The following is a 20,612-nucleotide window of genomic DNA, read 5'->3' as shown; positions in this document are numbered from 1 at the left end:
CAGGCGTTCCCCGCCGTCGTGCGTCACATGTCCCCCAGCGTCGCGGTCCCTGTCGCGGTTACTGTCGCGGTCCGTGTCCCGACCGCCGTCCCGAACTCCGTCCCGAACTCCGTCCCGGCCCATCCCCCGGCCCTCACTCGGCCAGGAGTCGGGCGACGTCCTCTTCGGTCATCCCCTCGATGGCCGCCTGGAGCTCCTCCGGGGAGAGCCGGGCCAGCTGGGCGCGTTCGACCTCCAGCGCCAGGGCCTGCACGCTGGAGTCCGCGAAGAAGGCGGCCAGCGGGATGTCGGTGCCGAAGAGCTTCTTGATCTTGGACACCAGCTGGGCGGCCTGGAGGCTGGTCCCGCCCAGGTCGAAGAAGCTGATGTTCTTCGCGAAGTCGGTGCGGCCGAGGATCGGGCCGAACGCCTGGGTCAGCATTCGCTGTTCGACCTCGGTGAGCCGGTCCGCCGGCTCCGGCTCGACGGCGCCGGCGTCGTCGACGCCCGGCAGGGCGCGCTCGTCGATCTTGCCGCTGGCGTTGATCGGGAGCTCGTCCAGCAGCACGAACCGGCTGGGCACCATGGTGGACACCAGGAGCTTGCGGCAGTGGTCGCGCAGGGCCGTCTCGGAGGCCTCGCCGGTCCCGCCGGTCGCGCAGTAGGCGACCACCCGCTTCTGCTCCTGGTCCTGCTGGACCTGGACGAACACATTGCGCACCCCGCGGGCGGAGCGGACGGCGCTCTCGATCTCGCCGATCTCGATCCGCACCCCGTTGATCTTGACCTGCTTGTCGGCCCGGCCGATGTACACCAGCCGGCCGTCGCCGTTGAAGCGCGCCAGGTCGCCGGTCAGGTAGAGCCGGACCGAGGGGTCGTCACCGACCGGGTCGGGGATGAACCGCTGCCGGTTGTCCTCGTCCCTGTTCCAGTACCCGGCCGCCAACCCGGCGCCACCAATGGCCAGTTGACCGATGACACCCTGCGGCACCGGGACGTTGCGCGCGTCCAGCACGTACGCGAGGTGGTTGTCCATCGGCCCGCCCATCGGCAGCGCGGACGGCGCCAGCGGCTCCGCCAGCTCCTCCACGATGCTGGTGACGGTGCACTCGGTGACGCCGTAGCCGTTGAAGATCCGCCGGCCCCTGCCCCAGGCCCGGACCAGCTCGTGCGAGAACGCCTCACCGCCGACGAAGACGATCCGCAGCCCGTCCAGCGGCTCCGGGTCGAGCAGCTTCATCACCGACGGCGGAAGGTCGGTCACCGTGATCCGGTGCTCCTCCAGGAACCGCTGGACGCCCGTCATGTCGAGCCGCGTCGCGGCCGGCACCAGGTGCAGCGAGGCTCCGGTCAGCAGCGCGCCGAACATCTCGAAGACCGACACGTCGAAGCCGCAGGACGCATAGCCCAGGAACCGGTCCTCCGGGGTGAGTTCGAACAGCGTCCGGACGTTGCGGATGAACGCCAGGATGTTGTCGTGGGTGACGAGCACACCCTTCGGCGTCCCCGTGCTGCCCGAGGTGTGCATCAGGTACGCGACGGCGCCGCCGCCGGGGGCCTCCGCCGGGGCCGGGCCCGCCGCCGGGAGCTCCGCCGGCAGCGGGGACTCCAGGGCCGGTGCGACCCCGGCCGTCGTCGCGTCGCAGACCACGAGCCTCGGCGCGGCACCGTCGAGGATCGACGCGATGCGGCCCGGCGGGTTCATGGCGTCGACGGGGACGTACACGGCATCCAGCGCCATCAGCGCCAGGACGGTCGCGGGGTAGTCGGTGGACGGTTCGAGCGCCACACCCACCCGGTCGCCCGGACCGATGCCCTGCGCCGCGAAGTGCGCCCGGAGCGCCTCCGCGCGGTCCAGCAGCTCGCCGTAGGTCAGGGTCGCGCCGGGGGTGACCACCGCCGACCGCTGCGGGTGCTCGGACGCGACGGCACGGAAATGCGCGAAGACGTTGCCGGTCGGGACCGAGGTCTCGCGGCCCTTTCCGAGAACGGACTGCACCGCCCGGGAATCCTCGTCGTGGGCCCACGCCTCACCGATGCAAAGGTTTGGAAAAGCGATGGCCCGGTCCAGGATTCCGACGAATGCGCGCTGCATCGTGGAAATCGTCGCGGCGTCGAAGACATCGGTGTTGTAAGCAGTGTGGACATCGAGGTCCGCACCGTTCCGGGTGACCGTCCAGGACTGGAAGAACTTCGCGTGCGTGGTCTCCGGCTCGGTCTCCACCGCGGTGATTCCGTCGAGCCGCAGCGGCTCCGCCCATTCGTTCATCGTCAACGTGTACTGGAACAGGGTGGAGCGCGCCGATTCACGCCGCACACCGGCCCCGGCGATAATCTCCTCCAGCGGCAGGTGGCCGTGCGCCTGCCCGTCCCGGAACCGCCGCTGGACATCCACCAGACATTCCCGGAACGTCGCCCCGGGATCGACCCGGCAGCGCAGCGGCAGCATGTTGATGAAGAAGCCGATCGTCCTTTCGCATTCGACTTCGGTGCGGTTGGCCGTCGGCACTCCGAAGATGATGTCCTCGGACCCCGAGTATTTGTTGTAGAGCACGGCCATCGCCGTGGCGTAAACGGTGATCGGTGTGGTCGACAGCGAGGAGGCGAGCTCGTTCACCCGGGCCGCCAGGCCCTTCCAGGTGGTCACCTCGGCGGCGCCGGCGTAGGTCGTCTCGGGCGGCAGCGGACGGTCGCCGGGGATGTCCATGACGTCGACACCGCGGAGCGCCCCGGCCCAGTGGTCCACGCTCTCCTGCCACGCCCCGGTGCTCATGCGCTTGCGCTGCCAGGCGCTGAAGTCGGCGAACTGCACGGTCGGGGGCTCGACCTTGGGCTCGGCGCCGACCCGGCGCGCGTTGTACTCCTGCTCCAGCTCCTCGAAGAAGATCGAGGTCGACACGCCGTCGAAGACGATGTGGTGGACCAGGAAGCCGAAGTAGTGGAGGTCGTCACCCACCCTGACCAGGGAGGCGCGCCAGAGCGGGAACGCGGTCAGGTCCAGCACCGTCCCGGCGAGCTCGGCCATCAGCCGTTCGGCCTCGGCCGCGGATTCCGCGACGGTCCGTTCGACGACGATCTCGGGGTTCTCGACAACACCCTGGAAGTACTCGTCGTTCTCCACCAGCACATGGGTGCGCAGTGCCTCGTGCCGCGCGACGATGCTCGCGAAGGAATCCGTGAGCGCGGCGACGTCGAGATCGCCCTCGAGCCGGAACAGGAAAGCGACGTTGTAGGTCGTCGTACCGGTCTGCAGCCGGTCCACGAACCACAAAGTGTTCTGTGAATGCGAGAGCGGTACATTGTTCCGGTCCTGGCGCGGGCGGGGGCCTTCGGTGATCTTGGCCCGGGCACGCGCCAACATACCCGCGAGCGACTGCTTCCTGTCCAATGCGGCACCGTCATGTGCTGAACTCACACAAAGCTCCCTTGTCGTCAAGTGCGATCAAAAGCAGCAGTTCTGCGGGTATTTCAGCAGTGCAGGAACGGGGTCGTGCGACTCAGATGCGCGTTCCGACCATCGGGCATCCTGCCGCAATGAATCAAGGCGGTCAAGGTCACCAACGCAAGGGGGATCCCGCCGCGGCCGCGTTTCGCGTCGGGCCGCGGCGGCGTTTCTCCTGGTGGAACGAGAAATTCGCGCACGTCGGCGGCGGAGTCCGGCGGTCCGCTCCCGTCCTCGCTACCGCCCTTGGCAGGTTCCGGACACCGGCGATCAGCCGCCCAGCGAGTCGATCCAGCGCTCCAGCCGACCCCCCTCGGCCAGCATCAGCCCGGGGTCGCGGAGGGTGTTGGTGAGCAGCGAGATCCCCTGATAGGCGGCGACCATTGCCACGGCCAGCTCGCGGGAGTCCTCCCGCCCCATCTCCGCGAACTGCGCCTCGACCCAGTCGAGCAGCCTGCGCATGACCTCCGCGACGGCGACGTCGAGGCCGTCGGCGCGCTTGTCGAGCTCCGAGGCGAGGCTGCCGGTGGGGCAGCCGTACCGGGCGGTGAGTTCGCGCTGCCCGACCCAGCCGGCCAGCAGCGCCTTCAGCCGGTCCTGGGGGGCGGGGAGCGCGTCGAGCTGCTCGATCAGCTCCTCCAGCCCGCCGCCATGGGCCTGGATCGCGGCCTCGACCAGCTCGTTCTTGGTCTTGAAGTAGTAGTAGACGTTCCCGACCGGGACGTCAGCCACCCGGGCGATGTCGGCGAGCGTGGTCTGCTCCACGCCCTTCTCGTGCAGCACCTGGGCCGCCGCGGCGGCCAGCCGCTCGCGCTTGCCCGGGGCGCGGCCGGCGCTCTTCGCGGCCTTCGTGCTCGCGGCCTTTGCTGTCTTCGCCGTCGCCGCAGCCGTCGCCGCGGCCTTTGCTGTCTTCGCCGTCTTCGAGGTCTTTGAGTCAGTCACCTGACTAAGAGTAGACGTCCGCCCCGGGCATCGGCTACCGTCCTTCTCAGTCAGCCAACTGACTAACTCGATCGGGACGGCCGACCACCGTCCCTCACAGGGGGTTTGCCATGATTGTTGTCACGGGTGCGACCGGTAACGTCGGCCGCGAGCTGGTCCGGACCCTGGTCGCCGCCGACGAGCGGGTGACCGCCGTCTCCCGTCGGCCCGGGCCGCTCCCGGCCGACGTCCGGCACGTACCGGCGGACCTCGCCGACCCGGAGAGCCTGCGCCCCGCCCTGGACGGCGCCACCGCCCTGTTCCTGCTGGTGGCCGGGGAGGAGCCGCAGGAGATCCTCCGGCTGGCCCGGTCGGCCGGGGTGCGCCGGGTCGTCCTGCTCTCCTCCCAGGGCGTCGGGACGCGGCCCGAGGTCTACCGCCACGCCGCCGGGTTCGAGGAGGCCGTGCGCGACTCCGGCCTCGACTGGACGGTGCTGCGCTCCGGCGGCCTGAACTCCAACGCCTTCGCCTGGGCCGACTCGATCCGCGCCGACCGCACCGCCGCCGCGCCGTTCGCCGAGGTCGGACTGCCCACCGTCGACCCGGCGGACGTCGCCGCGGTCGCCGCCGCCACCCTGCGCGAGGACGGCCACACCGGCCGGACGTACGAGCTCACCGGCCCGGCCCCGGTCACCCCGCGCGAACGGGCCGAGGCGATCGGCGCGGCACTGGGCACCCCGGTGCGGTTCGTCGAGCAGACCCGCGACGAGGCCCGCGCCCAACTGCTGGCGTTCATGCCGGAGCCGGTGGTGGAGGGCACCCTCGCCATCCTGGGCCGCCCGCTGCCCGCCGAGCGGACGCCGGGCCCGGACGTCGAGCGGGTCCTCGGCCGCGCACCGCGCACGTTCGCCGACTGGGCCGCCCGCACCGCACCGGCGTTCCGCTGAGAACCGCCGGACGGAGAGGACTGACTGACCGTCAAGAAACCTTGATCTCCTGTCGGCCCGCTCCAGCACTACCGATGCCCCCGGGAGCGCGTCCGCCGCGCTCCCGGGGGCCGGGCCCCGCCTGATCAGCCGAGGGTGACGCCGCGCTCGGCGGCCAGCTCCTCCAGGCCGTACCGGGCCACGTGCTCCGGGTTGGCCAGGTCGACGGTGCGGACGCCCTCGGCGGCCAGCCGCTCGTTGATCTCGTCCAGGTGCTCCCGGACGACCTGCTTCTCGGCGTCGGTGGTACGGCCCTTGTGCGGACGGCCGGCGTGCTCCGGGCTCGCGTAGTTGACCCGCTCCCGGCCCGCCCCGGCGGCCGCGGCCTGCACCGGCACCGTCCGGGCGGCGACCCGCTCGGCGCCGCGCAGCACCTCGGCCATCGGCGTCACCGTGGCCAGCCGGTCGAAGGCCTCGGCGGTCATGACGACCGTCTCCGGCTCCTCCGCGTCCGGGCGGTGCAGCTCGATCGTCACCAGGTCCAGCGCCAGCCCCCGCACCTCGGCCAGCTCCCCGGCGAGCGCCTCGATCGCGACCGGTCCGTCCGCGAGCTCCGGGTGGGCGCGGACCACGACCCGCACCAGCTGGTCCTCGTCCTCGGCGTGCCGGCCGGTCAGGTCCGAGAACCGGATGATCTTCTGCCCCATGGCTTCCTCTCCTGCCCCTCATGATCAGCGCAGAGAGCCTACGGCCTGTCCTGCGGGGATCGGCCCGGGGATCAGGTCGGGGATCAGGTCGGGATCGGCCCGGGGATTGGCCCGCCGAACGGCAGATGCGGCACAGTGGCCACATGAGCGCGGACACGAGGAGTCACCGGACGGCGGGGTGGACGGGCCCCGGGCGGCGACGGCCGGTGCAGCAGCGCAGCCAGGAGCGCTACGAAAGGATCCTGGACGCGTCCGCCGCGCTGCTCGACGAGGCCGGGGCCGCCGCGCTCACCACCAAGGAAGTGGCCCAGCGCGCCCAGGTGCCGATCGGCACCCTCTACCAGTTCTTCGCGGGCAAGGAGGACCTGCTCGCCGCACTGGCCGGCCGCAACCTCGACCACTATCTGCACCGGCTGGACGACCGGCTGCGCACCGAGGCCCCCATCGGGCCGGCCGGGTTCACCGACCTCGCGGTGGACGAGTTCGTCGCGATGAAGCGCACCGTCCCCGGCTTCGGCCAGGTGGACTTCGGGCTCTCCGGACCGGCCGCGCCGGGCGGCGGCCACGAGGACCGGCACCTGCTGGACGCCGAGGTGGACAACAACACGGCCGTCGCGCTGCGGCTCCAGGCCCTCGGCGGCAGCCTGTTCGGCACCACCGACCCGGCCGCGCTGACCCTCGCCCTGCGGGTGGTGCTGGAAGCGGCGGACGCGGTGCTCAAGCTCGCCTTCCGCGGCGACCGGAACGGCGACCCGGCGATGATCACCGAGTGCAAGCGGCTGGTCCGGTGCTACCTGGCCGACCAGCTCGGGCCACGCTGAGCCGGTCCCCCCGCCCTCGGCGCCCGGACGCGCCGTTGCGGGCCGTGCGCGCCCGCAGCAGAGTGGAGACAGTGGACGGGGACCCGGGCGGCCGGTGGGCCGCCGAAGTCAGCACACACCCGAGGAGCACGACCATGCAGGCAGCGGTAGGTGACCAGCTCCACATCCACAGTCGGGCGGTGGGCATGATCGACCAGAAGGGCGAGATCGTCGAGGTGCGCGGCCCGGACGGCTCGCCGCCGTACATGGTCCGCTTCGAGGACGGCCACGAGGGCCTGGTCTACCCCGGCCCGGACTGCAACATCGAACCCCGCGGGGCGACCCGCTGACGCCACCGCCCACCGCCCCGCGCCCGTCCGGCCCGGGGCGGTGAGCCGTGCCCCTCCCACCCTGGACGGCGCGGCTCCTCGCCGAGGCCGCGCCCGAGCTGCCGGGGCCGCTCGCCGCGCTCGCGCCGCTGCTGCAGCAGTACGGCTACGCGCTGGTGGCGCTGTTCGTGCTGCTCGACAACTGCGCCGTCCCCGCGCCCGGCCAGACCGTGCTGGTGCTGGCCGCCGTCTACGCGGGCACCGGGCACCTCGACTTCGCCGCCGTGGTGGCGATCGCCTTCACCGCGGCGGTGCTCGGCAACACCCTCGGCCATCTGATCGGCGCCACCGGCGGCCGGGCCTTCGTCCACCGCTGGGGCCGGTACGTGCTGCTCACCCCGGAACGCGCCGCCCGCGCGGAGGTGTTCTTCGCCCGGCACGGCGGCAAGGTGGTCACGGTGGCCCGGTTCGTCGACGGCCTGCGGCAGACCAGCGGCATCATCGCCGGGACGACCGGCATGCCCTGGCCCCGCTTCCAGGTGTTCAACGTGCTCGGCGCGGCGCTCTGGGTCGGGGTGTGGGCGGGCTTCGGTTATGTCGCGGGCGCCAACATCGGCACGGTCTGGCGGACGGCGCTGCGCTACCAGCTCTGGCTGCTGATCGCGCTCGGCGTCCTGGTCGCCGCCCTCGCCGTCCGGCAGCTGCTGCGCCGTCGACGGCGGCCGGCACCGGAACGGGAGCCGGAGCGGGAGGGCGAGCAGGAGCAGGAGCGCGAGGGAGAGCGGCCGAACGGGTCCTGAGGACCTCAGCCGAGCGGGAAGACCTCGAACGGGACGGCGAAGCGGGTGCCGAGCCGGGTGCCCGCCTCGCGGCCGAAGCCCTCCAGGAAGCCGCGCGCGTCCGCCATCGCGCCGCCGAGGCCGGCCAGGTACGCCTTGTGCTGCTCCAGCGAGGCGACGCCCCGGTCGAAGTGCTCGGTGATGTCGACCGCGTGCCCGGACTCCGGCGAGCCGGAGACCCAGATCGCCCGCACGCCGTTCCACGGCTCGTGGCCCTCCGCGGTCAGCTCGCGGAAGACCCAGCGGTTGCCCGCGTCCCGCACCCCGTCGAGGAGGGCCCGGCCGACCGCGATGTGGTCGGCCTGGTTGAGGTACGGCCCGCCCCAGGTGTCGTGGAAGTTGATGGTGATGACGATGTCCGGGCGGTGCCGGCGGACGGCGCGGGCGATGTCGCGGCGCAGCGGCAGGCCGTTCTCGACGGTGCCGTCCGGGTGGCCGAGGAACTCGACGGTGTCGACGCCGACCACGGCGGCGGAGGCGATCTGCTCGGCCTCGCGCAGCGGGCCGCACTGCTCCGGGTCCATGCTGTCGATCCCGGCCTCGCCGCTGGTGGCCATCACATAGACGACCTTCTTGCCCTGGTCCGTCCAGCGGGCGACGGCGGCGGCCCCGCCGTACTCCATGTCGTCGGGGTGGGCGACGACCACGAGGGCGCTCTGCCAGTCCTCGTCGACGTGCTCGAACGGCTTCGGCTGCGGCTCGGTCATGGTGCTGCCTCTCCCTGGAACCGGTGCGCGAGGGTGGAGCGCACCGTGCGGTCGTACGGTCCTACCGCTCGCGACTCTAGAAGATCATCGGACCGCTCGGGAGGCGATTCGGGACAACGGGAGACTTGCAGAGGTTTCTCTGCAGACACCCCTATGCAGAGGATCCTCTGCAATCTAGGCTGCCGACATGACCACCGAGTACCCCGACGCCTCCGCCACCCCTGACACACCCGCCACCGCAGGACCGCCCGATCCCCCCGGACCGCCGCAGCGCCGGCTCGACGCCCGCAGCCTGCGCGGGCTCGCGCACCCGCTGCGGATGCAGATCTTCGAACTCCTCAACCTCGACGGGCCCGCGACCGCGACCCGGCTCGCCGAGCGGCTCGGCGAGAACACCGGCACCGTCAGCTGGCACCTGCGCCACCTCGCCGAACACGGCTTCATCGAGGAGGAGACCGGGCGCGGCACCAAGCGCGAGCGCTGGTGGCGGCGGGTGGAGGTGTCCAACCGGCTCGACACCGCCGACTTCCGCAACGACCCCGACACCCGCGGCGCGGTCTCGCTCTACCTGCACCAGCTGGTCCAGCAGTACTTCAACCGGGTCAACGACTACATCAACGAGGACTGGCCGGACGAGTGGCGCAACGTCGGCACCATCTCGGACTGGCGCCGGCTGCGGCTGAACCCGGCCCAGCTCCAGGCGCTCAACGACGAGATCTTCGCCGTCGTCGAGCGCCACACCCCGGCCCCGGACGCCGCGCCGGACCCGGCGGCACTGCCGATCGTCGTCCAGCTCCAGTCCTTCCCGCGCCGCTCCCGCACCGACGGGCCCGGGAGCACCGACGGGCCCGGGAGCGCCGACGGACCCGGGAGCGCCGAGTGACGCGCGACGGGCAGCGCCGCAGCCTGCTCCGCCGCCACCGGGACTTCCGGCTGCTCTGGTGCGGCGAGACGGCCGGCAAGTTCGGCGCCTCCGTGACCGGCGTCGCGATGCCGCTCGTCGCCGTCTCCGAACTGCACGCCTCCACCTTCCAGATCGGCCTGCTCAGCGCCGCCTCCTGGGCGCCCTGGCTGGTCGTGGGCCTGCCGGCCGGCGTCTGGGTGGACCGTTCACCCCGCCGGACCGTGATGCTGGCAGCCGCCGCCGTCTCGCTCGTCCTGTTCGCCGCCGTCCCCGCCGCCGCCTGGGCCGGGCGGCTGAGCACCGGTCTGCTGCTGGCGGTCGCCCTGCTCACCGGCACCGCGGCCGTGTTCTTCCAGACCGCGTACACCGCCTACCTGCCCGACCTGCTCTCCCCCGCCGACCAGCCCGAGGGCAACGCCAAGCTGCACGGCAGCGCCTCCGCCGCCCAGATCGTCGGCCTCGGCTCCGGCGGCCTGCTCGCCCAGCTGGCCGGCGCCGCCAACGGCATGCTCGCCAACGCCGCGACCTTCCTGGTCTCGCTGCTCTGCCTGGGCCGGATCCGGCACCGCGAGACCCGCGCCGACAACAAGCGCGGCGCCGAACGGGCGCTGCGGCGCGAGATCGGTGAGGGCCTGCGACTGGTCGCCCGGGACCGCTGGCTGCGCACCCTCACCCTCTACGGCGCCACCTCCAACCTGGCGCTGATGGGCTACCAGTCGATCCTGGTCGCCTTCCTGGTCCGCGAGGTCGGACTCGCCCCCGGCACCGTCGGCGCCCTGGTCGCGGCGGCCGGCAGCGGCGGTGTCCTCGGCGCGTTCGCCGCCCGCCGGGTTGCCGCCCGGGTCGGCACGGCGCGCGCGATGATCCTGTTCGAGCTGGGCCTGCCCGCGCTGGCGCTGCTGATCCCGCTCACCGGGACCGGCGCGGGCGTGCTCTGCTACGCCGTCGGCGGGTTCGGGGTCTCGGCCGGGGTGGTGGCCGGGAACGTCATCAAGTCCGGTTTCCAGCAGCACTACTGCCCGCCCGAGCTGCTCGGCCGGATCACCGCGAGCGCCGCCGTCCTCAACTACGGCACCATCCCGGTCGGCGCCCTGCTCGCCGGTGTGCTCGGCACCGCGGTCGGCCTGCGCCCGGCGATGTGGATCACCACGGCCGGGGTGCCGCTGGCGGCGCTGGTCCTGCTGCTCTCCCCCGTCGGCCGGGTCCGCGACCTCCCCACCACCCGCCGTCCGGCCGACCCGGCACCCGCACCGGCGCCCGGACGCGGCACCACCGCCGCCACCGCCTCACCCGCCCTCACCTGCGCGGTCGACCCCGCGCCGTGGACCCCGCCCGCCCGAGCGCGCCGCGCCCGGGGCCGTAGCGGCGGGCGCCGTAGGTTGGGCCCATGGCACAGCACGCGCACGGCGTCCGGCTCTCGCCGCCGACCTGGTTGACGGCCGGGCTGCGGCCCGGACCCGCGCCGGTGCCGTGGGCGGCGGTGGCCCGCGCCTCGGTCGCGCTCTCCGCGCCGCTGGCCGTCGGCCTCGCCGCCGGCCGGCCCGCGTACGGCGCGCTGGTCTCGATGGGCGCCCTGTCCGGCGTGATCGGCGACACCGCCGACGCCTACCGGATGCGGTTCTTCAACATCGCCGTCCCCCAGCTCTTCGGCGCCGTCGGCGTCACCCTCGGCACCCTGGTGTACGGCCGCGACTGGACCGCCGTCGCCGTCCTCACCCTGGTGGCGCTGGTCTCCGGGATGATCTCCTCGATCGGCTCGGTAGCCTCCGTCTCCGGACTCCTGCTGCTCCTCAACGCCGTCGTCGGGGCCGGGCTGCCGATGCCCCGCCCGTGGTGGACGGCGCCGCTGCTGCTCACCGCGGGCGGGGCGGTGGTGCTGCTGCTCACCCTGTTCGGCTGGCCGCTGCGCGGCGGCGTCCCCGAACGGGCGGCGGTCGCCGCCTCCTACCGCTCGGTCGCCGCGTTCGTCCGGGCCGCCGGCACCCCCGAGCACGACGAACGGCGACAGGACGTCACCCAGTCGCTCAACGCCTCCTACGACCTGCTGCTCGCCCACCGCACCCGCCGGCACGGCCGCTCCCCCGGGCTGACCCGGCTGATCGCCCGGCTCAACGCGCTGATCCCGATCGTCGAGGCGGCCTCCGCCGCCAAACTCCGCCCGGCCCGGCTCGGCCCGCTGCCGGAGGCCTGGCCGGCGGCCGTCGCGGCACTCGCCGACGGCATCGAGGACGGCATCGAGGACGGGGCCCGGACCGACCAGCCCCTCCCGCTCGACCTGCCCGCGCCGACCGGCCCCTCGGAACGCGCGCTGGAGCGGGCGCTGCGCTACGCGGCCGCCGTCGCCGCCGAGCCCGACCACGCGCACACCGCCGAACCCGACCGGCTCGGCCGCCCCGCCGCGCCCTGGGTGCGGACCCGGCGCGCGGCCCGGGCGGCGCTGCTCTCCGGCGCGTCCTGGCGCTACGGCCTGCGGCTCGCGCTCTGCATCGGCCTGGCCCAGGTGGTGGTGTCGGTGCTGCCGGTGCCGCGCTCCTACTGGGTCGCGCTGACCGTCACCTTCGTCCTCAAGCCGGACTTCGGCTCGGTGTTCTCCCGGGCCGTGCTGCGCGCCCTCGGCACCGCCGGCGGGCTGCTGCTCGCCGTGCCGGTGCTCGCCGAGGTGCCGCGCGGCTGGTGGGACGTGCCGACCGTCGCGGTGCTGGCCGCGCTGATCCCGGCCTTCTCCGCCAAGGGGTACGCGTTCCAGACGGCGGCCATCACCCCGGTCATCCTGCTGCTGTCCGACCTGCTCAACCACCAAGGGTTCGGGCTCGTCCTGCCCCGGCTCTACGATTCGCTGATCGGCTGCGGGATCGCCCTGGTCGCCGGGTACCTGTGCTGGCCGGAGTCCTGGCACACCCGGATCGGCGACCGGCTGGCCGACACCGTGGCGGACGCCTCCGCGTACGTGGCGCTGGCCTTCGCCGGCGCCCCCGGCCACGACCGGCCCGCCCGGCCGGTCCGGCGCCGGCGGCTCTACCGGGACCTCTCGGCGGTCCGCTCCGAATTCCAGCGCGCGCTCACCGAACCGCCGCCGACCGGGCCCCGGGCGGCCGCGTGGTGGCCGCTGGTGATCGCAGTGGAACGGGTGGTGGAGGCCACCACCGCCACCCGGGTCCGGGTCGAGCACGGGGAGCCGGCGCCGCCGCCGGACGAGGTCGCCGCCATCGCGGCGGACCTGACCGCCCTGGCCGGGGCGCTGCGCACCGGCACTCCACTGCCGAAGCCGGACGGGGACGCGGCCGCCGGGGCGGCCGGGGCGACCGGCCCCGACGTGCTCGGCCCGCTGCGCAGCGAGGTCCGGGCCGCCTGCGCGATCGCCTCCCCGGTGCTCGGCTGACCGGCCACCGCGGCGCCCGGCCCGCTGCCCGCCCTCGGTCTGTGTCCGCCCTCGGTCCTGTGTCCGCCCTCAGTCCTGTATCCGCCGCCAGGGCCGGTCCGCCTCCAGGGCGAACGCCAGCTCCAGCAGCACCCGCTCCTCCCCGTGGGCCGCCGACAGGTGGACGCCGATCGGCAGGCCGTCGGCGCTCGCACCGGTCGGCAGCGCGATCGCCGGGCCGCCGGTGACGTTGTTGACCGGGGTGATCGCCACGTACCGGGTCAGCCGGTCGATCAGCTCCTCGAAGGCGACGTTCGGGCTCAGGTAGCCGATCGGCGGCGCGACGTGCGCCAGCACCGGCGAGAGGACCACGTCGTGGGTCCGGAACATCCCCGCGTACGTCTCCTCGGCGCTCCGCAGCCGCCGGACCACCCCCGGCACACGCCGGAACTCCCGGTGGAAGAGCCGCCGCAGCCCGGTGGTCAGCCCGTCGAGACGGCTCGCCCGGAAGCCGGGGTCGACCGTGAGCCGGCCGGTGGTGGCGATCAGGAAGGCGATGTAGCCCCAGTAGAGGACGAAGTCGCGGGAGAACTCCTCGCCGAACGGCATCACGGCCGGAGTCACCTCGTGCCCCAGGGCCTCCAGCCGGGCCGCCGTCCCCTCGACCGCCGCCCGGGTCGCCGCGTCGCTGGTCGCGACCGGCGAGTCCACCACCAGGCCGATCCGCAGCCGGCGCTCGCCCGGGCCCTCGACCAGGCCGAGCGGGGGCAGCGCGGGGTTGCGGTAGTGGCGTTCGGCGGCGGCGAAGAACGCGGCGGTGTCGCGGACGGAGCGGGTCAGCACGCCGTCCGTCACCAGGTCCACCGGCAGCCGGCGGCCCTGGGCGTTGGGCACCACCCGGCCCCGGGTGGGCTTGAGTCCGACCAGCCCGCAGCAGGCGGCCGGGATCCGGATCGAGCCGCCGCCGTCGTTGGCGTGCGCGATCGGGACGACACCGGAGGCGACCAGGGCGGCCGCGCCGCCCGAGGAGGCGCCCGGGGAGTGCGAGGTCAGCCAGGGGTTGCGGACGGGTCGGGCGGAGGCGAACTCGGTGGAGGCGTTGAGCCCGAACTCCGGCAGCCGGGTCTTGCCGAGCACGCCCAGGCCGGTGCCGAGGAACTGCTCGGCGAAGCCCGCGCTGCGGCGGGCGGGCCTGGCCCGGTAGGCCGAACTGCCCTGGCCGGTCGGCATCCCGCGCAGGTCGGTGTTGTCCTTCAGATAGCTCGGCACGCCGTACAGCGGGGCGTCCCGCGCACTGTCGTCCGCCCCGTGCGGCCGCCCGTACGCGGCGAAGGCGACCGGGGCGAGCGCCGCGTCGACCCGGTCGGCGCGGGCCGCGGCGGCCGCCGCCAGCTCGGCGGGGGCGACCTCACCGGCCCGCACCAGGGCGGCCAGCGCCACCGCGTCGTGCTCCCCCAGCGCGTCGTCCGCGTACGCGTGCACCCGCTCGTCGGCCATCCGGACTCCCCATCCCTGCCAGTCGGTGGCGGCGCCCGCGGATACGTACCTACCCGTCGGTAATGCCGCGCGAGCTGAGCAGTCTAGGGCCGGAGCGGCGTCCGGAACAGCCTGCGTCGCGGACGCGGAAGGACCGCCCGGGCGGGGTGCCCGGACGGTCCTTCGTCAGGAGGAGCGCCACCGCGTCAGGTGCAGTGGATCTTCCCGCAGTTCGGCGTCGAGATCCGGTGCTGCGTTCCCACCCCCCACTCCCGGCGCGGGATCATGCGGGCGAGCGTGATCACCAGGTCCAGAAAGCTGCCGCCGAGGCCCGGCCCGGGGCGGCCCGCCTGGCTGCGCGCCTGCTGGAACTCGTTGTCGTCGACCCACCAGATCGTCAGCGTGCCGCTCCGGTTCACCTCCAGCCAGGCGTTCTGGTAGCCGCTCGTCCCGGAGGACCAGCAGCTTCGGTTGCCGTCGCCGTAGACGACGAAGTTGCCGTCCGTCTGCATGGTGGCCGTCCGCCCGCACCCGGTGGTGTTCGGGGCGGTCCAGCTGACGGCCGAGACCATCCGGCTGGTGGTCTCGCTGTACCAGGAGTAGACGAGTTCGACCGTGCCGTCCTCCCGCATCCGCAGCGCGGTCGACTGCTCGCTGTCGCCCGTGGAGATCTCGGTGCCGCGGCAGATGCTCCAGTTCTTCCACATCCAGCCGCCCCGGTGTTCGGCCGTCGGCTCCTGGAAGCCGCAGCCGCCCGGCTCGGAGCCGTTGCCGCCACCGCTGCCACCGCCGCCGATGCCGCCGTCCCAGCCGCCACCGCCGCCGGTGTTACCGCCACCGCCGCCGCCACCCGTGTTACCGCCACCGCCGGTGTTGCCACCGCCGGAACCGGCGCCCGGGGTCGGACCGGTCTGGACGTTGTCCAGCCGCCAGCGCTGCTTGTCCGAGCCGTCGCAGCGCCAGACGCCCAGCTGCTCACCGGCGTTGTTGGCGGTCAGGCAGCCGCCGTCGGCGGCACTGACCAGCCAGTACCAGCCGTTCCCGGCATCGCGGAACGACCACCGCTGGTTGGCGTTGCCCGCCTGGTTCTGGGTCAGGTGGGTCCGGTGCGGACCCGGGTTGTGGTCCATCACCATGCCCTGGCCCGGGGCGGACTTGCCGTCCGTGAGCAGGGTCTCGACGATCCAGCTGCCGTTGCCGGCGTCCCAGAACGCCCAGCGCTGGGCGGGGTTGCCGTTGCCGCCGAGCGCCTTGATCGAGGTGCCGGAGGCGGTGCTGCCGGCGTCGAGGTCGGCGACCAGGCCGTTGTTGTTCGACCGCAGGGTCGCGACCTGGCTGTTGCCCACGGCCGGCCGGACGACCGGGCCACCGCCACCCGAGCCGCCGTTGCCCGGCTGGGGCTGCTGCGGGGCCGCCGGTCCGTCCGTGACGTTGTCCAGCCGCCACTTCTGCCGGTCGCCGCCGTCGCAGGCGGAGACGGCCAGCGCCTCACCCGGGTTGTTGGCCGTCAGACAGCCGCCGTCGGTGTCACTGGTGATCCAGAACCAGCCACCGCCCGCGTCCCGGAAGGCCCAGTGCTGATTGGCGTTCCCGTCCATCGTCCGGATCAGATGCGTCCGGTGCGTCCCCGGATCGTGGTCCATCACCATGCCCTGACCGGCCACGGCCTTCCCGTCCGTGAGCAGCGTCTCCAGGATCCACCGGTTGTTCGCGGTGCTCCAGAACGCCCACTTCTGCGCGTCGTTGCCGTTGGCGCCGAGCGCCTTGATCGACGTGCCGGAGTTGGTCGTCCCACCGTCGAGGTCGGCGACCATCCCGTTGTTCGCGGAACGCAGCGTGGCGACACGGTTGTTCGCCACCCCGGGGTTGACCACCGCGCCCGTGGCCGGGTTCGGCGGGTTCGGGCCCTGGGTGAGGCCGTCGAGCCGCCACTTCTGCCGGTCGCTGCCGTCGCAGGCGGAGACGGCCAGCGCCTCACCGGCGTTGTTGGCCGTCAGACAGCCGTTGTCGGTGTCACTGGTCACCCAGAACCAACCACCGCCCGCGTCCCGGAACGCCCAGTGCTGATTGGCGTTCCCGTCCATGGTGCGGATCAGATGGGTGCGGTGCGGGCCCGGGTCGTGGTCCATCACCATGCCCTGACCGGCCGCCGTCCTCCCGTCGGTCAGCAGCGTCTCCAGGATCCACCGGCCGTTGCCGGCGTCCCAGAACGCCCACTTCTGCGCGTCGCCGCCGTTCGGCGCCAGCGCCTTGATCGACGTGCCGGAAGCGGTGCTCGACCGGTCAAGGTCCGCCACCATCCCGTTGTTCGCGGAACGCAGCACCGCCACCTGGTTGTTGCGGACGCCACCGGGGGTGACCGCCGGGCCGGTGGCCGGGTCCGGCCGGTTCGGCTGAGGCTGACCGGGCTGGCCGGGCTGCGCCGGGCCGTCGGTCACGTCCCCGAGCCGCCACTTCTGCCGGTCGGAGCCGTCGCAGGCGGAGACGGCCAGCGCCTCACCGGCGTTGTTGGCCGTCAGACAGCCGTTGTCGGTGTCACTGGTCACCCAGAACCAGCCGCCGCCCGCGTCCCGGAACGCCCAGTGCTGATTGGCGTTCCCGTCCATGGTGCGGATCAGATGGGTGCGGTGCGGGCCCGGATCGTGGTCCATCACCATGCCCTGACCGGCCGCCGCCTTCCCGTCCGTGAGCAGCGTCTCGATGATCCACCGGCCGTTCGCCGTGGTCCAGAACGCCCAGCGCTGCGCGTCGTTGCCGTTCGGAGCGAGCGCCTTGATCGACGTGCCGGAGCCGGTGTTCGACCGGTCCAGGTCGGCCACCATCCCGTTGTTGGCGGAGACGAGGGTGGACACCTGGGAGGTGCCGATCCCCGGATTGACCACCGCTCCGGTGCCCGGCGGCGGGGTCGGGTTCGGAGTCACCGGCGCACGCGGCGGGACGGTACCCAGGCCCCAGCGCTGGGAGTCGGTGGCGTTGCAGTCCCAGATCTGCAGGACGGTCCCGTTGGTGTTGACGCCACCGGTCACGTCCAGGCACATGCCGGAGTTCGGGTTGACCAGCGAGGAGTCCGGGCCCTTCTGCCAGCGCTGCGCCGGCGAGTCGTTGCAGGTGTAGAGGCCGACCCGGGTGCCGTGCGCCGTGAGGCCCCCGGAGACGTCCAGGCACTTGCCGAACGCCTTCAGGGCGAACACACCGGTGCTCGCGGACGCCGTCCAGCGCTGGGCGGGCGTCCCGTTGCAGTCGTAGAGGTCGATCGGGGTGCGGTCGGCGGTGTTGCCGCCGGTGACATCCGCGCACTTGCCGGGGAAGGCCGAGTGGACGGGGGCACCGTCGGCGTTGCCGTCGCCGCCGGCCACCACGCCGTTGAGCCGCCACTTCTGCCGGTCGGAACCGTCGCAGGGGGCGACGGTCAGCGGCTGGCCCTTGGCGGCGAGCGTCAGACAGCCGCCGTTGCCGTTGGCGATCGTCGTCCGGCCGTCACCGGCGTCGGCGAAGCGCCACTGCTGCTCGGTGCGGTTCGCGGCCACGGGCTGGAGCGCGGTGCGGTGCGTGGCGGGGTCCTGGGCGAGGACGAGGCGGCCGCCGGGGTCGCTGCCGCCGTAGGTCAGCCGCGTCTCGATCAGCCAGTTGCCGTTGCCGCGGTCCCAGAACGCCCACCGCTGCGAGTCCGTCGCGTTCGGCGTCCACGCCTGCACGGGTGTCCCGGAGGCGGGAACGCCGCCGGTGACGTCCGGCACCAACTGCGGATCCGCGGCCGACACCAGTCCGATGCCCTGCACCGGATCGGGCTTCTGCCCGCTGCCGGGGCCGCCACCGGGGCCGGTGGGGGGCGTGCCCCACGGCGGCAGCATGGGGAGGAAGGGGAAGCTCGGCAGCCCGATCCCGGGCGGGGAGGGCACGGGCCCACCGGGGTCGGTGGGGTTGGTGCCCGGGTCGGTGGGGTTGGTGCCCGGGTCGGTGGGGTTGGTCCCCGGGTCGGTGGGCAGCTTGCAGACGATCGGCACGGACGGGGTCTTCGGCACCTCGGGGAAGTCGGAGGCCGAGGGCCACGGCGCCCGCTGCACATCGGGCAGCGACGGCCACGGCACCCCCGGGAAACCGGGGATGTCCGGCCAGGTCCAGTTCGGGAAGCCCGGCAACGAAGGCTTGGCGGTCGCGGGCAGGGTCGGAGCGCCCGGCCAGGAAACGGCGGGCATGTCCGGGTGGCCCGGCCACGGAACGTCCGGGGATCCCGGCACCGACGGCCACCGTACGTCCGGGAAGCCGGGAACGGTGGGCCACGTCAGCTCGGGATGACCGGCGACGGTCGGCCGGTCGGGCACGGGCCGACCCGGGACGACGATCCCGGCGCCGGCGTCGGGACCCGTCCCGGGCACGACCGGCAGCGGCAGGATCGGCCAGGGGACGTTCTTGGTCCCCGGCATGATCGGCCAGTTCACCTCGGGGAAGCCGGGAACCTTCGGCCACGGCAGCTGCCCCGCCTGCGTCGGCCAGGACACCTTCGGCAGCGCGGGCGCGCCCGGCCAGTCGACCACCGGCAGATCCGGTCGGCCCGGCATCGGGACGTCGGGGCTGCCCGGCACCGCGGGCCACGGAACCCCGGGAGCGCCGGGCACCGACGGCCAGGTCAGCTCCGGGTGGCCCTTGACGGTCGGCCACTTCAGCGCGGGGTACCCGGGCACGGTGCGGCCGGTGGCCGGCAGCGAGGCCGGGTCGGTCGGCACGCACGGCACGGCCAGGGTCCACTTCTGCGCCGGGCCGCCGTCGCACGGCTTGACGCTCAGGCCGACGGACTCCTGCCCGGCCATCGTGAGGCACTTCTGGTCGGCGGCGCTGACCAGGCTGTAGGCCCCGTCACCGGCGTCCTTGACGGTCCACTGCTGGTTGGGCGTGCCCTGCGAGCGGCCCTGGTCGTCACGCTGCAGCGGCCAGAGCAGGGTGTTGTGGCTGTAGAGGTCCTGTTGCAGGACCATGCCCGGGGCGAGCGCGCTCTCCAGGACGAACCGGCCGTCCGGGGCCGCGCGCAGCCGCCAGTTCTGCGAGGCGGTGCAGTTTCGGGGATACGCCTGCACGGTGGTCCCGTTGGCAGTCACTCCGCCGCGCACGTCCAGGTCGAAGATCGGACCGTACGCGGACGCCGGCGCCGTGAGTCGGTACATCGCCCCGTCCAGCAGTCGCGACGCGGGGGGTGTGTTCGTGGCCGTACCGGCGGCGACCGGCGCTGTGCCGGACGCCGTGGCGAGCGCGACGCCCCGCAAAGCGGTCTTCGTCACGGTGGCGACGCCGACAGCAGCGGTGCCTCCGTCACTCTCGCACTCGTCGTCTTCCCACTCATCCTCGACCGCGTTGAGCTTCGCGCACTCGCTCCACTTCGGGCCGCCGGGCGCCGCTCCGTTGATCCCCACCCTGACCGGTTTGTCCGGCGGGAAGCCGTAGTCAGCAAGGTCTCCCGGAACCACGGCCCGGTTAGGCTCCTCGAACAGCGGATTGGTGACCAGGCTCTCGTCGATCTTCTTGGTGCTCTTCCACGTCAGCGTGTCCGACCCTGCGGTTGGCTCGAAGGTGGCCTTCACCATGTACGCCGACTTTATGGAACTGGGCGGGACAGCCCCCACGGCCGCCCATTCCTCTTCGCCCAGGGCGTTGTTGGGAGGAACCTTCCCACCCACATACTGACCGACGACGTTGACAAAACGCGCATCGGGAACGATCTCGTAGACCCAGCCCTCCTTGACGTAGACGTCGCTCCCGTCAGCACTCTTCTCGGCCCTGGAGAAACCGCTGTTCACGGCGGCGAACGTGGCAGCTACGTCCTCGCTGGAGGAGGTGCTGACGTAGCCGGACTTCGGCGCACTGTGGCCGGTTTTAGGATCACCGTTCACATGAGTGGTCAGGGTGAAGTCCACCGACCTCAGGTCAGCAACGCCCTTGGCCTTGAAGCCGCTCACGAACACCGTCTTCGGGTCCACGCCGCTGGCCGGCAGGTACTCGGTCGGGATCCTGTTCTTACGGTCGAACCCGAGATGGAGCCCCACTCCTCGGTAGACACTGGAGGGCAACTGCTTGTCGGTGTTGAAGCACGGATGGATACCGGGCTGCTTCGGCGCTTCCACCGCGTGGGCGGCGGGTGACACGGCGCCCACCAGGGGGACCGCCATCACCCCCGCGATCATCGCGGCCACCAGCGACCGCATTCTGCTACTGAGGGAATCCCGGCGCATGGG

Annotated in this window: 13 protein-coding genes; 7 read left to right on the top strand and 6 right to left on the bottom strand. The window is 73.1% G+C overall.

The window, feature by feature from the left end; genetic code table 11:
* Positions 1-133: 133 nt before the first annotated feature.
* Complete coding sequence (locus tag BI06_RS34720) at positions 134-3,340, bottom strand: non-ribosomal peptide synthetase (RefSeq protein ID WP_082558902.1); 3,207 nt, start codon at positions 3,338-3,340, stop codon at positions 134-136.
* 351 nt (positions 3,341-3,691) lie between these two features.
* On the bottom strand, positions 3,692-4,225 hold the full coding sequence (locus BI06_RS34715; RefSeq protein WP_233290410.1) for a TetR/AcrR family transcriptional regulator: 534 nt from the start codon (positions 4,223-4,225) through the stop codon (positions 3,692-3,694).
* Positions 4,226-4,473: 248 nt separating this feature from the next.
* Between BI06_RS34715 and BI06_RS34710 the strand changes: the two genes are divergently transcribed.
* On the top strand, positions 4,474-5,289 hold the full coding sequence (locus BI06_RS34710) for an SDR family oxidoreductase (RefSeq protein ID WP_043475014.1): 816 nt from the start codon (positions 4,474-4,476) through the stop codon (positions 5,287-5,289).
* Positions 5,290-5,414: 125 nt separating this feature from the next.
* On the opposite strand, the gene BI06_RS34705 is transcribed toward BI06_RS34710, so the two are convergent.
* Entirely contained in the window at positions 5,415-5,975 is a 561-nt protein-coding gene (locus tag BI06_RS34705; protein ID WP_030396247.1) for a hypothetical protein, read from the bottom strand.
* A gap of 143 nt (positions 5,976-6,118) precedes the next feature.
* On the opposite strand from BI06_RS34705, the gene BI06_RS34700 reads away from it, so the two are divergent.
* The 3 genes from BI06_RS34700 (at position 6,119) to BI06_RS34690 (ending at position 7,904) form a co-directional block, all read left to right on the top strand.
* Complete coding sequence (locus BI06_RS34700) at positions 6,119-6,796, top strand: TetR/AcrR family transcriptional regulator (protein WP_030396248.1); 678 nt, start codon at positions 6,119-6,121, stop codon at positions 6,794-6,796.
* A 134-nt stretch (positions 6,797-6,930) separates the two neighbouring features.
* A complete protein-coding gene (locus BI06_RS34695; protein ID WP_043475011.1) occupies positions 6,931-7,125 on the top strand; it encodes a DUF1918 domain-containing protein in 195 nt (64 codons plus the stop codon).
* Positions 7,126-7,172: 47 nt separating this feature from the next.
* The gene (locus BI06_RS34690) at positions 7,173-7,904 is read left to right on the top strand and encodes a DedA family protein (protein ID WP_051742591.1); all 732 of its coding nucleotides are present in this window, start codon (positions 7,173-7,175) and stop codon (positions 7,902-7,904) included.
* 5 nt (positions 7,905-7,909) lie between these two features.
* On the opposite strand, the gene BI06_RS34685 is transcribed toward BI06_RS34690, so the two are convergent.
* Positions 7,910-8,650, bottom strand: a complete 741-nt coding sequence (locus BI06_RS34685; protein ID WP_030396251.1) for a PIG-L deacetylase family protein — start codon at positions 8,648-8,650, stop codon at positions 7,910-7,912.
* A 187-nt stretch (positions 8,651-8,837) separates the two neighbouring features.
* Here BI06_RS34685 and BI06_RS34680 point away from each other — a divergent pair, with 187 nt between their 5' ends.
* The 3 genes from BI06_RS34680 to BI06_RS34670 are packed head-to-tail and all read left to right on the top strand — an operon-like array spanning position 8,838 to position 12,933.
* Complete coding sequence (locus BI06_RS34680) at positions 8,838-9,533, top strand: transcriptional regulator (protein WP_082558901.1); 696 nt, start codon at positions 8,838-8,840, stop codon at positions 9,531-9,533.
* Complete coding sequence (locus BI06_RS34675; RefSeq protein WP_082558900.1) at positions 9,530-10,990, top strand: MFS transporter; 1,461 nt, start codon at positions 9,530-9,532, stop codon at positions 10,988-10,990. The genes BI06_RS34680 and BI06_RS34675 overlap by 4 nt, the downstream gene beginning before the upstream one ends.
* A complete protein-coding gene (locus tag BI06_RS34670) occupies positions 10,942-12,933 on the top strand; it encodes an FUSC family protein (RefSeq protein WP_043475009.1) in 1,992 nt (663 codons plus the stop codon). Before BI06_RS34675 ends, BI06_RS34670 begins: the two co-directional genes overlap by 49 nt.
* A 69-nt stretch (positions 12,934-13,002) precedes the next feature.
* Here the strand turns inward: BI06_RS34670 and BI06_RS34665 are convergent, their stop codons facing one another.
* Positions 13,003-14,409 carry an amidase gene (locus BI06_RS34665; RefSeq protein WP_051742590.1) on the bottom strand — a complete coding sequence of 469 codons (1,407 nt, stop codon included), beginning with the start codon at positions 14,407-14,409 and terminating at the stop codon, positions 13,003-13,005.
* Positions 14,410-14,594: 185 nt separating this feature from the next.
* Positions 14,595-20,582 (bottom strand): RICIN domain-containing protein, encoded by a 5,988-nt coding sequence (locus tag BI06_RS55235; protein WP_063795083.1) that lies wholly within the window; start codon positions 20,580-20,582, stop codon positions 14,595-14,597.
* Positions 20,583-20,612 lie beyond the last annotated feature (30 nt).

The organism is Kitasatospora sp. MBT66 (assembly GCF_000710405.2).
Lineage (GTDB): Bacteria > Actinomycetota > Actinomycetes > Streptomycetales > Streptomycetaceae > Kitasatospora > Kitasatospora purpeofusca.
This window is presented reverse-complemented; position numbering and strand designations above follow the sequence as displayed.

Excerpts from the sequence above, each read along its gene's own strand:
- BI06_RS55235 (WP_063795083.1), bottom strand. The coding sequence starts at position 20,582 with ATGCGGTCGCTGGTGGCCGCGATGATCGCGGGGGTGATGGCGGTCCCC.
- BI06_RS34685 (WP_030396251.1), bottom strand. The coding sequence starts at position 8,650 with ATGACCGAGCCGCAGCCGAAGCCGTTCGAGCACGTCGACGAGGACTGG.
- BI06_RS34695 (WP_043475011.1), top strand. The coding sequence starts at position 6,931 with ATGCAGGCAGCGGTAGGTGACCAGCTCCACATCCACAGTCGGGCGGTG.
- BI06_RS34700 (WP_030396248.1), top strand. The coding sequence starts at position 6,119 with ATGAGCGCGGACACGAGGAGTCACCGGACGGCGGGGTGGACGGGCCCC.
- BI06_RS34720 (WP_082558902.1), bottom strand. The coding sequence starts at position 3,340 with ATGTTGGCGCGTGCCCGGGCCAAGATCACCGAAGGCCCCCGCCCGCGC.
- BI06_RS34705 (WP_030396247.1), bottom strand. The coding sequence starts at position 5,975 with ATGGGGCAGAAGATCATCCGGTTCTCGGACCTGACCGGCCGGCACGCC.
- BI06_RS34710 (WP_043475014.1), top strand. The coding sequence starts at position 4,474 with ATGATTGTTGTCACGGGTGCGACCGGTAACGTCGGCCGCGAGCTGGTC.
- BI06_RS34670 (WP_043475009.1), top strand. The coding sequence starts at position 10,942 with ATGGCACAGCACGCGCACGGCGTCCGGCTCTCGCCGCCGACCTGGTTG.
- BI06_RS34665 (WP_051742590.1), bottom strand. The coding sequence starts at position 14,409 with ATGGCCGACGAGCGGGTGCACGCGTACGCGGACGACGCGCTGGGGGAG.
- BI06_RS34680 (WP_082558901.1), top strand. The coding sequence starts at position 8,838 with ATGACCACCGAGTACCCCGACGCCTCCGCCACCCCTGACACACCCGCC.